This window comes from Moritella sp. F3, from assembly GCF_015082335.1.
Lineage (GTDB): Bacteria > Pseudomonadota > Gammaproteobacteria > Enterobacterales > Moritellaceae > Moritella.
This window is the reverse complement of sequence record NZ_BLRL01000003.1, coordinates 172,270-188,278: the sequence shown is the minus strand read 5'-3', so window position 1 is coordinate 188,278 and position 16,009 is coordinate 172,270. Positions and strand designations below refer to the sequence as shown.

Annotated in this window: 12 protein-coding genes; 5 read left to right on the top strand and 7 right to left on the bottom strand. The window is 40.1% G+C overall.

The genetic code is table 11. The annotated features are described in order from the left end of the window. Positions 1 to 21: 21 nt before the first annotated feature. From JFU56_RS07075 to JFU56_RS07065, 3 genes are all read left to right on the top strand, one after another. Positions 22 to 891, top strand: coding sequence for a PfkB family carbohydrate kinase (locus JFU56_RS07075; protein WP_198436591.1), 870 nt, complete (start codon positions 22 to 24; stop codon positions 889 to 891). Between the two features lie 134 nt (positions 892 to 1,025). After that, on the top strand, positions 1,026 to 2,651 hold the full coding sequence (locus JFU56_RS07070; RefSeq protein ID WP_198436590.1) for a DUF1566 domain-containing protein: 1,626 nt from the start codon (positions 1,026 to 1,028) through the stop codon (positions 2,649 to 2,651). Beyond that, positions 2,651 to 5,278, top strand: coding sequence for a cytochrome c peroxidase (locus JFU56_RS07065; protein WP_198436589.1), 2,628 nt, complete (start codon positions 2,651 to 2,653; stop codon positions 5,276 to 5,278). The genes JFU56_RS07070 and JFU56_RS07065 overlap by 1 nt, the downstream gene beginning before the upstream one ends. 119 nt (positions 5,279 to 5,397) lie before the next feature. On the opposite strand, the gene JFU56_RS07060 is transcribed toward JFU56_RS07065, so the two are convergent. Continuing rightward, positions 5,398 to 6,087 carry a hypothetical protein gene (locus tag JFU56_RS07060; protein WP_198436588.1) on the bottom strand — a complete coding sequence of 230 codons (690 nt, stop codon included), beginning with the start codon at positions 6,085 to 6,087 and terminating at the stop codon, positions 5,398 to 5,400. Between the two features lie 317 nt (positions 6,088 to 6,404). Then, positions 6,405 to 7,862, bottom strand: coding sequence for a hypothetical protein (locus tag JFU56_RS07055; RefSeq protein WP_198436587.1), 1,458 nt, complete (start codon positions 7,860 to 7,862; stop codon positions 6,405 to 6,407). Positions 7,863 to 8,676: 814 nt separating this feature from the next. On the opposite strand from JFU56_RS07055, the gene JFU56_RS07050 reads away from it, so the two are divergent. Together JFU56_RS07050 and JFU56_RS07045 are read left to right on the top strand one after the other, a co-directional pair. Continuing rightward, the gene (locus JFU56_RS07050) at positions 8,677 to 9,237 is read left to right on the top strand and encodes a DUF3157 family protein (protein ID WP_198436586.1); all 561 of its coding nucleotides are present in this window, start codon (positions 8,677 to 8,679) and stop codon (positions 9,235 to 9,237) included. Positions 9,238 to 9,362: 125 nt separating this feature from the next. Next, on the top strand, positions 9,363 to 9,899 hold the full coding sequence (locus tag JFU56_RS07045; protein WP_198436585.1) for a porin family protein: 537 nt from the start codon (positions 9,363 to 9,365) through the stop codon (positions 9,897 to 9,899). A 59-nt stretch (positions 9,900 to 9,958) separates the two neighbouring features. On the opposite strand, the gene JFU56_RS07040 is transcribed toward JFU56_RS07045, so the two are convergent. From JFU56_RS07040 to JFU56_RS23040, 5 genes are all read right to left on the bottom strand, one after another. Further along, positions 9,959 to 10,858 (bottom strand): patatin family protein, encoded by a 900-nt coding sequence (locus JFU56_RS07040; protein ID WP_198436584.1) that lies wholly within the window; start codon positions 10,856 to 10,858, stop codon positions 9,959 to 9,961. Between the two features lie 172 nt (positions 10,859 to 11,030). Next, positions 11,031 to 11,966 carry a DUF726 domain-containing protein gene (locus JFU56_RS07035; protein WP_198436583.1) on the bottom strand — a complete coding sequence of 312 codons (936 nt, stop codon included), beginning with the start codon at positions 11,964 to 11,966 and terminating at the stop codon, positions 11,031 to 11,033. 116 nt (positions 11,967 to 12,082) lie between these two features. Then, positions 12,083 to 12,211 (bottom strand): hypothetical protein, encoded by a 129-nt coding sequence (locus JFU56_RS23160; protein WP_256432196.1) that lies wholly within the window; start codon positions 12,209 to 12,211, stop codon positions 12,083 to 12,085. Next, positions 12,208 to 13,542: an McrC family protein gene (locus JFU56_RS07030; protein ID WP_242065899.1), complete on the bottom strand. Its 1,335-nt coding sequence runs from the start codon at positions 13,540 to 13,542 to the stop codon at positions 12,208 to 12,210. Before JFU56_RS07030 ends, JFU56_RS23160 begins: the two co-directional genes overlap by 4 nt. A gap of 2 nt (positions 13,543 to 13,544) precedes the next feature. Next, positions 13,545 to 16,007, bottom strand: a complete 2,463-nt coding sequence (locus JFU56_RS23040) for an McrB family protein (RefSeq protein WP_242065898.1) — start codon at positions 16,005 to 16,007, stop codon at positions 13,545 to 13,547. Positions 16,008 to 16,009: the final 2 nt, after the last annotated feature.

Sequence of the window (16,009 nt, the reverse complement as noted above, 5' to 3'; positions counted from 1 at the left end):
CTATCTTTAAGGCCAACAGCAATGTCAAATATCCTCTTACTTGCAAACCTAAACTGTGATCGGGTGTTACAACTAGATAGGCAATTAGCAGCAGGAGGGCGCCATTATTACGCTGATAATGGTCGACGCTTAGGTGGCGGCGGTGCCAATACCGGACTAGGTTTGATTTATGCGGGTCATAAAGTGGCGTTAGTCAGTCAAGTTGGGAATGATAAGACTGCCGACTGGTTATTGGCTGAAGCCAGTATTCAAGGATTAGACTGTAGCTTATTGCAACGTAATGATCTCGATACGCCAGAATTATTATTAGTCATGACCCCCGATGGTGAACGCACGATTATACGTCCACAGCGCCCTGTTTTTACCTTAGGAACAGCACCAGATTTTAGCCAATGGCAGGCACTATATATTAATTCGTCCGCTGTCGGTTGTGAAGACTGGGCAAGCACAGCACTTGAATCGACCCTGGTCGTCGCGCAATTAGCCAAAGACAGCCGCCTCCGCCCTTGTCATATATTGATTTCGTCAAAGTCAGATATGCACAATCACAATATTAATACTGATGGTAATACTCAAGATCATGAATCAATCTGGCAATATGGTCAGCAGATAAGCGGTAAGCAGTTGCGTTATTTTATTATTACCGATGGCCAACATGGCGCCGTTGCATACAGTCAAAGCAACGCGATTACCGTGTCTGCAGTCGATGCGAGTGTCGTTGATACAACCGGCGCTGGTGATGCATTTGCATCAGGATTAATACATGGATTACTGGCTAATCAAGATATAGCACAAGCGATGACGACGGGTTCTGAGTGGGCCGCTATTGCAGTGGCCACTGCCAGTTCTATTCCTGGGGTAGAGTTACAGCAATATTTAACTAAAAAATAACAGCTCTCTCCCCTTTTATTAAAAATTTATACCCACCAATAAATATAAATGATAATCGTTATCATTTATATTTGCATTTAATTTTATAGTTATTTATTATCCTCCCCCCTATATTTATAATAAGACTATATAAAATGAAAAAAACAGCATTATCTATAGCTTGCATCAGCCTTTTTATCAGCGCATGCGATGATTCGAATTCAAATTTGGTGCAAACGACTAGCAAAACACCAGCAGCAACGACAACAACAGCGGTCAAAATTAAAGCCAATGACATAACGCCAATCTCCGCCAGTTTGATTTCATTTTCGGCGCCAGGTGTTACCGCTATCAACGCAGTGCAAGTTATCAATATCAAAGCCAACTTTGGTGAAGCCAGCATCGATGACACTACGGGAGAAATGCACTTTAAACCCTACGTATCTGATAGTCCGACTTTAAGTGCAGAGATCATCGCATCCCAACTTAACTATCAATTTGAAATTAGCTACCAAATTGATAACAACATCTACACTCTTAATGGCAGTGCATTACCGCTATACAACGACAAATCCAATAAACCTATGGTTCGTTTTAGTAAAGTGACTTTAGACGGCATCGTGCTATCTAGCGAAGACCAAGCGCGAGCAGCGAATGCCAGTGATTGGAGCTGTGTCACCGATAATAGCAGCGAATTGATGTGGCAAGTACCGCAGGCAAATGGGGAATATGCATTTGATGCGACTTACTACTGGGGTGATCGCACGCTCAATAACCGTGATTACAGCGAAGCCAGCTGTATACTCGGCGGTGATTGCAATACCGATAATTTGGTTGCAACAGCAAATACACAGAAACTGTGTGGACGTTCCGACTGGCGTTTAGCTACACGAACTGAATGGCAAACACTATTAGATAAAAAACTATTCGATGAAGACTCAAAACAATCGCCAATAAATAACTTTTATTTCCCTTATGTCGATTCTAATTTTGATGAAGCCTATTGGACAAATTCATTTACTATTTACGCCAATGGCCACGATAACAAACCCGTAGATGGTGATTGGCAAGGCTCAAACTCCCTTGTTGGCGATGCCCATGTGATGTGGATGGGTGAAGATTTTGATTTTGCTAATATGCCGCCGCGTTCAACCAATGAACCGCACTTCACGATGTTAGTAAACGGCACTGTTATTCCAGACAAAAAAGATAATGAAGTCCCTGAGATAACAACGCCATTAGCACCACAAAGTATTGCTAATGACGTCGATGAAAATGCCAACTGGAAATCACGCTTTGTTAAGCATGGACCACTCGGCCAACCACTAGTAAAACAAGAGAGTGAAAACTGGGCTTGCACATCGGATTTAGCATACAAATCAGCATTACCAAACACGCAAATTTTATGGCAACGTATCAGTAAAACTGAACCACTGAAAAATCACGCGCAAGCCGTGGAGTACGCTAAGCAAGTCAATCAAGCGAGTGAGTGCGGACAAACCAACTGGCGCTTACCAACCGAGAATGAATTAAAAAGTCTACTTATTAATGTTGAGCCATTCGCTTATCAATTCTATCGATCTGGCTACATAACCAGTGTACTTAATGACACAATCGTAGAAGATGATAGCTATTACTGGACTTCGAGTGTCGATTCATACAAGCCTGAAACAAAACACTGGGCAGTCGCCTTCCAAGTTAGCTGGGCTGATAGTGGTCGTGTCCAGAATACCGAAATGTATCGCGTACGTCTGATCTCAACAACGAGATTACAACCATAATGACAACACACACATTGAAAAATATACAACGTCAGCTCATGCTCATCACCTGCTGTGCGCTACTGGCTGCATGCGGTAGTGACAGCTCAAGTGATACGGTGGCAAATTCTGGTGCTGGCTCAAATACTGGTACAGATTCAGGCGATAAGCAGGCTTTACTGTTAAATCCTCGTGTCCAACTCACACAAGGAAAAACGATAACGAAGCTATACGCCTTAACAGCAATGCAGGAATTACAACTTATCCAACCCGGTAAGCATGGTAATGCCAATGTACAAGGCAATACATTTACCTACCAAGCAGGAGCCAATGCACACGGGGCCGACCATGTTAAAATAGCCATTGTCTCAAACGATAAGATTGAAACGATCAACTGGCTTATTAGAGTCAATAAGCCAAGCCCTCGCTTCACAACCTTAGCGATCGGAGACTCGACTAAAGATAAAGTGTGGCAATGCGTAGCTGATACTCAAACACATCAGGGCGTGGTTTGGGCTACGCCGTTACAACCGACATCACAGACCTATGCTTGGGGTGATTGGCCACCGACCTTACCCGCTTTTCAAGCACAGTGTCAGTTCACAGATAGTGACGGTAATAGCCAAGCATGTACTACAGATAGACTGGTTGAATACGCTAACCAACAAAATTGGTGTGGGCGTAATGACTGGCGTTTACCTGCAAGTTATGAAATGAAGGAACTGGTTAGTGAGCAAGATTATGCACTAGATAATAATCAAGCGGCAATTGACCCGTACTTTTTTGCTGCAACAAGCTTTGAAAGCTACTGGTTAGCGGATGATGATGGACAGCCACACAGTGACAATATCGCGCCAACACTCGATTTTGCTACAGGGCGTTATACACCCGTGATGCAAAACAAACGAAAACCTAAATCAGCGATGCTTGTTAGTGGCGTAAAACGTGATACCACATTACCCTCAGAACAAAAAAAACCACAAGCAGAAAAAGATAGTTTTATCCGCTTAGACAATGACGGTCAACCCTTAGCTAAATCACAACAAAGTGACGACTATAACGATACACCTTGGCGTTGTTTAGATGATATGCGTGGTTTGGTACGTGATAATTTCTATTTACGTGATAAACAATTTTCCAATGTCTTTTGGCTAACCCCTGACCCACAAGATCTGACAAACACCAACCAGGTATTATCAATACAAGTTGGCGTACCCGATGTCATTGCCAATATTAACCAAACACAGCTTTGTGGTCGTCATGATTGGCGATTACCAACCGCTGACGAACTGGCGATGTTGCTTTATAAAGGCGAACAAGAAAGCAATTACAGCTTGTTATATACAGCCTCATTAAATCAACCAGAATCAGGGGATTATTGGGTTAAAACTGCCGCGGGTTATGGTTTATATAGTTTACCGACAATGGCGGATTTACAACCCAAAGTAACCACCGATGCTGACACTGCTCGTATACTGCTCATTGCCACTGAATTTGAACAACGCGCAACAGAAGATCCACGTTCAGTAAACAATCACAGCAAACCTAACTTCAATAATCTAAGACAAGCTTACGCCAGTGATCCTGATCACTGGCCACCCGCCTTTGTCGATGATGAATTGAATTATCAAGAGTTAGGCATTATGCCGAAACCCAGCTTCCCTCATGATAATCCTTACAGTGAACGAAAAGTTGCCTTAGGTGAAAAGCTATTCTTTGATCCTTTCTTATCGCAAGCAAGTGATGTTAGTTGTTCAAGTTGTCACGATCCAAAACTCGGCTGGGGTGATGGAAAAGAAGTGTCTATTGGTCACGACCGTCAGCGCGGAAAACGTAATGCACCCACCATAGTCAACAGCGCCTTCCTGCCGACATTATTCTGGGATAGCCGCGCTGCAACGTTAGAGCAGCAAGCATTAATGCCAATTCAAGATCCTGTCGAAATGGCTGAAAACTTGCCTCGTTTACTCTCTCGTCTCAATGCGCACCCACAATACCCAGCGCTATTTAAACAAGCATTTCCAGAAGATGGCATAAATGCAGACATAACAGAGCAGCAATTAGGCATGGCACTGGCGACTTTTCAGCGCACTATCATTAGCAATACCAGTCGTTTCGATACGTTTGTCGCTCAGGCTGATAATGCAGGAGATACGAGTGCGCTTTCTGATAAAGAGCTGTGGGGGCTAGATATCTTCCGTCGCAACGGGCGTTGTGCTAATTGCCATATGGGTGCCGAATTTACCGATCACAAAATGCAAAATGTCGGATTAACTTATTATCAAGGTTTTTATGAAGATCTTGGATTGTATAATGTCGATGCTCAGCCAAGTAGCGTAGGTAAATTTAAAACACCATCGTTACGCGATGTGATGAACAACCATCCATGGTTCCACAATGGGCTACTCGATACCATGGAAGGCGTGATATCCATGTACTCTGCAGGTATGGCAGACAATGCACCATTTGGTTGGAATAAGTATGACCCGACATACCCTGTATTATCTAAGCAGATAAGGCCGTTAAATCTTACCGTTGAAGAAGCACAAGCGTTACAAGCATTTCTAGTCACAATCACAGCGCCGACTCGCCAAATGCCAGCGACGAGAGCAGAATTAGCATTAAATGAGGACGTAAGCAGCGATTAACCAAAGATAAAAAGCCCGTAGTGAGCGCTGAGAACTAAAAAGACAAAGGCAAAATAATGGGCAGGTATCAGTAATGATCACCTGCCCATTTGTTATTTTTAGTTATTTATTGCCACAACTTAGCGCTCGCCAACCAGATATAAATAAGTATGTTTTGCTGTGTATTTAGGCGACATATGGACGCCGTAATAACAAGGTACCTTGTGTTCACAGACTTGATTTATCACCGCAAAACCAGCATTGATTTTGCGTATTGAAATAGGCTCTTTGGTCACAATAATCATCGCCGCAGAATCAGCCATACTATCGTTGGCAGCGATACTCAATGAATCATCTTCACACGACGTTTCAAAAAAACGTAACGATTTTGAATTTGAAATTAATGAAGAGATATCACTGATGTGAAATTTAAGCAGATTATTATGATTCAGCACAGTCGCCATGTGATTTACAAAGCGCAATGCAACCAGTGAATTGGATGTGCCCATGTCATCAATATTTAACCATATCGTGGCGATATAATTGTCATCAATGATCTTACGCCTAGAAACATAACCTGCAGAACCGACATGCGTTTGTTGATAAACAACAACCACGAGGTCAGATTGTAATAACAAATCTGATTGTAATAAATTGCTATCACGCGTTACTTCATGTTCCGCAGTAATAGTGTGCAGATTAATATCATCATTATGTTCGATATCAACCAACAGAGGATGTTGCTCCATAAATGATAATACTGTAATACGACTCAGCTCATCACTTAAGTGTTTTTCTTGCTGCATATCTCGCTGCATAGTTTGATTCATGATATCTCCCTTTCATTTCCTCAACTATTATTCATATTATGGAATGAAATAAGGAAGATCGTTAAAAATAAGTGGCAATTTTCTCTCTTTATCAGACATTAATCTCTTTATAGGTAGAAACATCTAGCCACCCATAACAAAACAAGTATTAACGTTATAATAAGATAAAAACTGAGCTTATATTTTATTCACAGGCGGGGCTATTAAGTCGTGTTTACATAAAAACAATTTACATAAAACAATGAAGCCTGCACTGTAGTGGTACAGGGCAGGCTTCATATATAACGAGACTAATTTTAAGGTAAACTTAAGTTAGCTTACGCTTCGTCATTAACATAGACACGTGTTTTTTGTTCACGCTTTCTAGCAAGGCTATTCAAGTGTAAGCCTGACAAGGTCAATGCAATACCGGTAATTGAACCAATCAAGGCTAATGAACCGAACCAAACTAAACCGACAAGCGTTAAGGTTTCTGTTTTCACTTCTTTATAGTGATCAACATTATCAATGTAAGACGCCATACGATAAACCTGATTAGATAAGGCCATTGTATTTGCCTCAATCTCAATCAAACGAATATCATAACGTAATCTCATATTCGTTTGCTTGATCTCTTTAATGTAGTCCTTCTCACTTAAGAACTGAACGTCAGCCTGATCACGCTTAATCTCTAAGTTACGTAACGCTGCCGTTTTATTCTGAGCTAGTTTTACTTGTTTCACCGCTAGATTGCTATTACTCGCGCTCACCGCATTTCTATAACTACGGTTAAGCTGTTTTACTTCGTCGTTTTTCTGCTGGATCATGTCGTCTTTCAGTCCGAGTAAATCAGCATAATAATCATCGAGGAATTGAACAGACTCTAAATCAGGGCTGTTGTCTTTAGCAATAATAGTATTGTTATTAATGTTGTTAAGTTGAGTTTCAACATGACGAATTTTTTCATCGTAATCTTTTTTCACAGCAGGTGAAGTAAAGAAATTTGAATCATCTAACGCAACAATCTTGTCAGCATTTAATTTATCAAGCTGTGTTAACAAACGCGTACGCTCTTGCTGTACTAAATTAGCATTACCTTGAGTACGTTCCATCGAAGATTTAAAGCGTTGTTCTTTCTTCAATGATAGCTCTTGTAGCAACTCTGACTTTTCAATTTTAAGCTGAATTAATTCTTCTTTTTTCGCAGCTAATGCTCGACTTAACTGTGGAATATTTTTTGATAAGCGCTTATTACGTCTGACTTCATTGGCGTATTGCGATTTATAATTGGCATTGACGATCGAAGTATCATTGTCAATTTTTTGCGTTTTAATATTATAGTCTTGCAGTGCAATTTCTATATTTTCTTCATTAATTTTGATCTGATTTTCAATCTTACTGATCTCAATTTCACTGATGTTAATTTGACTATTAATCGATGAAAATGCACGTTCAAAGCCATTCAATAACGTTTCAAATGTAATCAAACACAAGAAACTAATGATCAACAGATACATAGGGAATGATTTACGTGAATGCCAAAGACCGATTACAAAAGGAATTTTGGTTAATTCCACCAGCGAAATCATCACAAAAGGCGCAGCTAATGTGAATGCGCTAGTCAAATTATTGTCACTTGTCATTAATGAAATTGAAATACAAAGACCGATAAATACAACGATGATCTCAACTAACCAGGCAATTTTACGTAAAAATCGACTATGTTTGCTCAGTTCTTTAACGTCCTTATCATCTACACTACTGGCATTCTGGCCAGTTCCCATAATATCGCTCATTTGTTTAACATACCTCAATAATAAAATGACACTTTCACTGTGTTACTTCGAGTAACTAAGCAGTAAAGAATACAACCACTGAACTTTCATTCAAAACGCACTAACATCACACATGACAGGTCTAGGCTATAATGATTAATAATAAATCATAATGAACCACTACCAATTTATAAATGCTAAGGGCGCATATTAACGCTTACGCCATAACAACACTATGTCGTTTACGACAAAAATAGAAAATATAACATATTGCTAAATACCTGCTTATTGCGTCAATAAACCATAGTAGTCTATAAAACAAAGCAATAAATATGCCATAGCACCGCAAGTTATTGATATTAACTATTGGTACCGATGAAAAAATCGTCATATTTTATAAACATGCTTAAACATAAAGTGGTATCTAGCTTGAGAGTAGATTGAAAAGTTAGCTATCACCCACTCTCACCACTACATAATCATAAATAGTATGTTTATATGTTTTAATTGTGACCTCACACAGATCTCAGTCTTACGTTAACGACCAACAGAGTTAAAGCTCACCACCAGCATGAAAATGTTATCGCGGGCAGGCTTGATTCATCTGTTTAGTTTCTTGGCTGTATTCATTTGGGGGAAATGGCTGATGTAACTTCAATATGTAGCAAGGCGCTATGACGGCCATATCATCTTGCTACTCACTTCATCTTGCTAAAGATTTATCTTTGCTAAAGTCAAGACTAAGGGTAACCTGCACCGCTATTACCGCATTCACGATTAAAACATTCACTATCGGGCCGTTCACAACTGGGCCATCACTATCGGAACTATGACCATGTTTAATAAAGTCTACATTATTGCCTGCAGTTTACTTTTCTCTTTTAACATCGCCGCCGTCGAACTCACTCGAATTGTTCTTGAAGATGGTACTGAAGTGGTGCTGAATGACGATTTCACCTGGCAGTATGTGCTGTTAAGTACGCCTGATATAAATGCTGAGTCTGCGGCATCCACATCCAAGTCGGCACCAAAATTAACGCCAACCGCAATGGCTAACTCAGCATTAATGACCACAGATGTATCCCAAGGCGTACGCGTGACATTCAAATCTGCGCAGTGGGATGATGAAGCGTTAGGGCTGGATTTCAGTATTGAAAATAACTCGCCATTAACTGTGCTCAAAGTGACGATTGCCGCAACATTATTTGACGACGGTGGCAATAAAATAACAACCACCGAGTTTAATGTCTGGCAAGCCACAGGGAGATTACCAGAAACGTATTTACGCAAAGGTCAGCAACGTGAAAGCCGAATCTTCCAGCTTGATGATATTAGCCCGGCTCAATGGCAAAAACAGTTCATCAGCCTGGATGTCATTGCTGTAGAGACTCGATAGGAAATTAGATTTAACAATCAAAAACAAAGGCTTAACTATAACTCGTCACATTTTATGTTTTACACTATACTCAAATACATTGTTAACGGAGTACACAATTATCAATGTATGAGGAAGGAACTAACATGAAGAAACATTCTCGATTTATAGCGAGCATCATTTCAGTCTTAGCGATAACAGCCCCTGCACAGGCTTATGCAGCAGGTTTTTATATTGGTGCAGGTGCTTATCAAGCCAATGCGGAACAAGGCAGTTTCGATGACGATGATGTGGTACCGGCATTTTTTGCCGGTTATAACCTCATCGACTCAAATATTTTTATGGTTTCTGCTGAATTAGGTTATTACGACCTGGGTGGTTATAGCGGCTCTTCACTGGGCAACAATTATGATATCGATGCCTCTGCATTTACACTCTCCGCTGTTGGTTATCTGCCAATAGGGCCATTCTTTGAAGTTTATGCCAAAGCAGGTGTTGCGATGACTTCAATTGATATCGAAGTCAATAGTTCGAAAGACAGCGCTGATGGCGAAGAGTTCTTCGGCGGTATCGGTGCCAGCGTTGATGTATTAGATACTATTGATATTTATGCTGAGTACTTAGTATTTGATACCGACATTGATACTTCAATTGCCGGTGTTGGTGTCAGGTTTGCTTTCTAAAGACTGATTAAGTCAAAGGCGATATAGCACAATAGTATCGCCTTTTAGCTTAACTCATTTTAAATCGCTTGGCGGCAGTTCACTGCCGGAGTCGCTAGCCATTGTTGCAGATCTCCCCAACAGGCTTGTGCTTCAGTCACGCCTTCTTCATAACGCAATTTTACCTTATGCTTGTCTTTCTCTAAGCGCGAAATATCTGACGGCGCTTGCGGGCGAATAACAAACACTTTACCTTGTCGTTGCCATTCTGCGATCTTATCCAAAGCGTTATTATAATGCTCATGCCGTGCATGCAGCGCTTGATATAACTTCGGATATTTATAACAAGCAATGCGACAAGCCAAATCCATTTTCATGGCTGATTTTCGGTAACTTTCATGCTGACTTAAAATAATGACCAAGCGATCACATCCCGACTCAAAAGCATGCTCTGCGGGAATGGGATCCATAATGCCACCATCAAGATAAGGCATGTTATTAATCATCATCGGTTTGGAAATAAACGGTAAACTTGAGGTCGCGATAAGGCTGTCTAACACCTGATCTTGAGTAGTTAATTGCTGAGAAGAAAAATAATCTGTCTTGCCGGTCTTACAATTAAACGCGCCTATTTCAAATACTTCCTTCATATTAAACAACATATCAAAGTCATACGGCACCAGTTGTTTGGCCATCGCATGAAAAGTGAAAGGCGTATTCACATAACTACCGGTTTTAAGCAGGTGTTTCATGCCCATATAGCGGGGATCATCATGGTACTTGAGCTGAATATTTAGGTTGCGTTTATGTTGTTTCGACACATAAGAGGCGGAATACAGCGCGCCAGCAGAAACACCTGACACATACGGAAAATGCACTGCACAAGTAAGAAAATGATCCAGTACCCCAGCGCCAAACATGGCTCTTAGCCCACCACCTTCCACGATTAAACCGACTTTATCTAGACTCACGTCACTCATTACCGACCTCATTGATGACAACTTGTTGCGAACATACCTATGCAACACATTATCCCTCCCTCACAACAAAGTCTAATGCTTTCAGCTAATAAGGGGTTGAGTGACCAGACATTAGTGTCGATTGCGTATCGCACGGTCGGCAATACGGTCTATTAACCCCGGCACCAGTAATTTAAACCAGCGCCCTAACCTCCCCCGTAACGACGTAATCAGTATATGAATTGTTAAACGTGAATGAAGCCAATACTTTGCCTACACGTTCATTTTTAAAGTGCATATGCCCAGATGAGAACGCCGATACATCCAGATTAACGACTTGCTTAGCATTATCACTTTCAATTTTGGTCAGTCCGGCCGGTGTATGAGAAAAGATCCCCTCAGCCCCATTGGCACCTTTCAAAACATCATCATTATCGCTATAACAATTAATCAACTTGAGTTCGCTGTGCTTTGCCAATATGGGCGCCCATTGCTCAGCGTCTGCAGATACAGCCCCCGCCAACAAATAACATCTAGAGACTGTATTAGCATCCAGGTTTTTCAACGCCTGACAAGCCACTTTGGCACCCAATGAATAACCCATTAATATGGCACCATGTAATTGCTTATCACCTTGCACTGCGTTTGCTAAATCTAGGCCAGCATGAAGCGTTTCATTAAACGATTTATGCCAATGCCCGACCAGTTTATCTGCAACGATACCGCCAACCAAAGCGGCAATACCAGCGGGGCTCATATCTCTTGCTAACTTGGCCGCTGCGAACCATTTATCAACCGCGTTTTCGTCACTAATAGTATCGCCATTACGCGCTATATCAATAATATCACCCGCATTCCAACGTACATGGATAATCTTGTTTTCTGGATACAGTTCATCAACAACACTTAGCCAATCAGATACCACTTCCCCCTCTTCGGAAAGATAACCATTAATAATCAGAATATAGGGAGAACTGCCTTCTCTCACGGTGGCGAGCGTTATAGATGTCGCGTCCCTAGCAACAAACTCAGCACTACTCTGTGGGGTTAAAAACCCTTTTAATTGCTCACGTACTAGGTTTGATTCTGCATCTTCAGGGGCATTAAACGTATCGAATAAACTTTTCACTAAAATATCCTAAGGTATGACATCCATGTTAAATATCGGCGGTCATTATAGAGATTATTATTAGACTGATAAGCCTATTCATACCAAGGACTGAGAATTATGTGATGGGCTATGAATCAATCGTTGCTAAGGTCGTAACCACAACCCAAGCAGTTCGCCATTAAGTTAGGTGGCATGCAGATAATCAGGCCACATTTAGGGCAAAGATCGCCTTGGTTTAGACTGGTGATTGACTTGATGTTCATGCGCTTCCTTTTGCTTTGATGTTAGAAATAATTGACGTAAAACTAGCACATTGCGGTAATAGTAGTCGCTCTTGCCCCTCTTCTATCACAAACGGTACTACCCATAACTTTAACTCTTTATTAAAGTCAAAGCTATGTTCAACAGCTTCTTTGAAATCATCATGCTGCGGGTAGATAAGCACGATATTGCCCTTGCCTGCTAAATACTTATGTCCATAAGCAAACATTTGATACATATCAGCTTGGGAAATACCGTACTTATCTTTGCCACTGCCATCAATCAGTTTCCATTTGGTATCTAATACAACATGAACACTCTGTTCCTTGTAAACAACCAAATCGGGCTTAAGATTAAACATGTTTTTAGTATTATGGGTAACGAGATATTGCTGCTTAACCTGTCCACGTAATGTGAAACCATCAGCCATCTGCTTTTTCAAGATACTTTCAACATAAGATTCAAAAACGGCTTCCATGGGAAACAATAAAGAAAAGGCACTGTTAGTGTCTTTCATTGTCAGTGGTGAAAAACCATCGAGTATTAATTGTGCCCACGCTAACGGGCTTTGATAATACGACATACCACGATCAAGTTTGACCTGCGCAAAGTCCTGTTTGACATTACGACTCACCGGCACTTCGTCAAATACAAACTTGAGTTCCCGTAACAGTTTTTGATTACGGGCTGAACGAGTATATTTAGCCACTTTTTGTAATGCCGAGTGTACTAAGCGATTAACAGGGCGGTCTTGCAAGAACTCATCGTATTCCACATAAAACTTGTGTTTGTTAATACTGTTATAACGAAGCTGTTTACCGACCAGTAACTTACCTTTTAAGAACCCGAGGTTGTCTTCTTGTTTGACATAATCACTGCGTAAACCACGCTTAACCAATGTATTCACTGAGTCTAAAAACTGCGTGATAAACACTTCTAACAACGGCATCTTAGATTTACTGATATTGGCACTGCTAGTCTGGATATGACGAAACGACCCCAAGGTTTTAAGCATGGTCAATAATGTTTGTCGGGCTTTATCCTCACCGACTTTACCTTCAAGGCGTTTCGCTATCTTAGGCAGTACTTCAATCTGCGTACCATCCGGCGTAAGAATCACACCTGCATAGTTATTCAGCCGCAAGACTTCGGTACTGTCGATAATCTTTAGACTAAGAAAACGGCTTTCAGATTCATCACACAAGCACAGCTGCTTAAGGTAGTTAAACGCGGATGCAGAGATTTGTGTTATACGGTTCGAATTAGCCGCCTTTTCACCTTTACCCAGATGGCTATATTCAAAAACAGTGACGTTTTGTTTTACTTTTGTCACAACTATCCAGCCTCTGCGACACTAGCGAGTTTTGTAGGCTCTTTAGGGTATATACCTATGTATGCTTTAGGATCATTCCACACTGAACTGTCACCATCAAACGGAGCTAACGCGTACGTGGTATTTTCAGTTTCATAACTGTCTAAGCCATGATCCAAACCAAAGATATCTCCGTATGATTGTGTTTTTTCCGTTATAAATCGTAGTGATTCATCTTTTTGGTTATCACCTAGAACTAAGCGGATCTTGTTCCAATCTTCAAAGAAATATTCTTCGAGCAATGGAATGATTTTGTTTTTGAATACAGATTTTAGTTCAGTAAATGCATCATCGATTTGGTTAGCATCCACCAGCGCTTTAACTGGCATAAAGAAAGCATGACCTAATGTATGTTCACGGTCATAAAGCACTTCAATACGCTTGTTCATTGTTTCAAGCATTAACTGTAAGTTGATACCTTTAACGTTAATACCATTAAATAACGCGGTATTTGGCATCATTTCAACAAAGTCAAAACGACGACGTAAAGCAGTATCCATCATAGCTAATGAGCGGTCTGCCGTGTTCATTGTGCCGATAATGTATAAGTTTTTTGGTACTGAAAATGTCGTTCCTGAATAAGGTAAGGTAAGAGACAAAGCTTCATCAGCACCTGCTCGCTTAGAGGGCTCAATCAAGGTGATCAGCTCCCCAAATATTTTAGAGATATTACCGCGGTTAATTTCGTCAATAATTAGCACATAGTTTTTCTTTTTTGTATCATCAAACGACTGAGTCAACTTATCATACACAATAGCAATACCACGGATATATGCAGGCGAATGATTAGTAATAGAATCGTTATCACGTGAAAACAAATAATTAATCAAATGCTTAACATTCACACTTTTCGTATTTTCGGCACCTTCAGGTTGAACTGTTATTGAAATTTCCGACACCTTGGAAATTATAAACCGCTTGCCCTGAACTGTTTCTAATGGCGTACCGTTTTCTTGATAGCCTTTTAACAATACCATAAGCGCTGAAAATCGGGGGTCATGATCAAGAACTGAAACTACCTTTTTTGCTTGCGCTGTAGTGCAGATCTTTTTAAAAATACCATCTTTTTCATAATACGAAATTTGGCCGTCTTTTGTTTTCGCGCTTAAGCCTTCAACAAACTCTTCATAGCCATAACTTTGATGGAATGTCACAAATCGAATTCGATTTTTTACAACAAGGCGATCGTATTCTGTTTTTAATTCTTGACGAGTATCAAAGGTAAATGTCGGCTCTGCAGCTTTTACTGCAGCCTCGATAGAATGGTATGTTTTACCTGTTCCAGGAGGACCATAAAGAATTTGGTTTAATGCGTTTGAAGTCATATGTCCCTCTCCATTCTCATCGTAAAACTGTGAATTCAACAATTGGCTAAAAATAGTTTTATTTTCATAAATTCGCCAAATAATAATGTTGAGTTTGAGTGGATCGACCTCCATAGGAATACACTCCTTCATCGCAACTTTTAAAGAAGTACTTAATTCGAACCAGTTTTTACCCTTAACGTCTATTTCTAAATTAAATACATCATTAAAGAAATTTACTAACTTGGGCATCACTTTTCTATCAACAGGAAAGGTTAATTCATCAGAATTATAAGTAATCGCAATTCGATTTAATACGGCATTGTATATCTTTGAAAGTTGTTGTTCCTCTTTAGCCTCATCCATTAGTTTTAATGCTTGATTATAATTCCTCAAGTCACTACTGCTTTTCATCAGCTGAGTTATTTTCTCCAAAGCTGGTTTTGCCGATTGAAAATCAGCCTTTGAAGTGATTCCATTTTTAATTAAAGCAACACCATTTCTTTGCTTTAGCCAGTGAGAGGTTAATTGTTCCTCGGTTATTTTATCGGTACGTTGAAACTGACTGACAATTTTGCTGTAATCAATAAACCATTTTTGATTCGGTGAATTATTAACAAAAGTCTTTAAGTAAGCATCAACAATTCCTATTAATGTAAGTTCTGATGGTTGTAAGTAATAAACAGTCAAATCCAAATTACGTAAAAAATCAATCAATTTATCTCGTTCCAAAAAGTCGCAAATTCGATAGCCTTCTCTCTTCGAGCCTGCATCAACCTCATCTAATCTTGAATAAATCTGTGTATCATTTTTTAAAGTAAATTCAATAAAACTTGGTTCTTTATCACCTTTTAATCGGAATCGTTGCGACAAGTATTTATTCACCTCTTGGCGACGAGCATTTGCATTAACAGGATAACGTTCACTGACTCTTTTTTGCAGTATTTCTCGGTTAACTACATCAACGCCACTCACATGTAGTTGAGTTTCTTTCTCATAGATCAGTTCTGCTAATGCCTTAAATACGGCTATACAATTTAACTTTGTCGAATCCACTGGAAATTGGCTAAGTGTGTTTTGTACATACTCTCGATATAAATCAAACTGCTTGTTAAAATCCATAA

Excerpts from the sequence above, each read along its gene's own strand:
- JFU56_RS07075 (WP_198436591.1), top strand. The coding sequence starts at position 22 with ATGTCAAATATCCTCTTACTTGCAAACCTAAACTGTGATCGGGTGTTA.
- JFU56_RS07055 (WP_198436587.1), bottom strand. The coding sequence starts at position 7,862 with ATGAGCGATATTATGGGAACTGGCCAGAATGCCAGTAGTGTAGATGAT.
- JFU56_RS07040 (WP_198436584.1), bottom strand. The coding sequence starts at position 10,858 with ATGAGTGACGTGAGTCTAGATAAAGTCGGTTTAATCGTGGAAGGTGGT.
- JFU56_RS07050 (WP_198436586.1), top strand. The coding sequence starts at position 8,677 with ATGTTTAATAAAGTCTACATTATTGCCTGCAGTTTACTTTTCTCTTTT.
- JFU56_RS07070 (WP_198436590.1), top strand. The coding sequence starts at position 1,026 with ATGAAAAAAACAGCATTATCTATAGCTTGCATCAGCCTTTTTATCAGC.
- JFU56_RS07065 (WP_198436589.1), top strand. The coding sequence starts at position 2,651 with ATGACAACACACACATTGAAAAATATACAACGTCAGCTCATGCTCATC.
- JFU56_RS07060 (WP_198436588.1), bottom strand. The coding sequence starts at position 6,087 with ATGAATCAAACTATGCAGCGAGATATGCAGCAAGAAAAACACTTAAGT.
- JFU56_RS23160 (WP_256432196.1), bottom strand. The coding sequence starts at position 12,211 with ATGAACATCAAGTCAATCACCAGTCTAAACCAAGGCGATCTTTGCCCT.
- JFU56_RS07045 (WP_198436585.1), top strand. The coding sequence starts at position 9,363 with ATGAAGAAACATTCTCGATTTATAGCGAGCATCATTTCAGTCTTAGCG.
- JFU56_RS23040 (WP_242065898.1), bottom strand. The coding sequence starts at position 16,007 with ATGGATTTTAACAAGCAGTTTGATTTATATCGAGAGTATGTACAAAAC.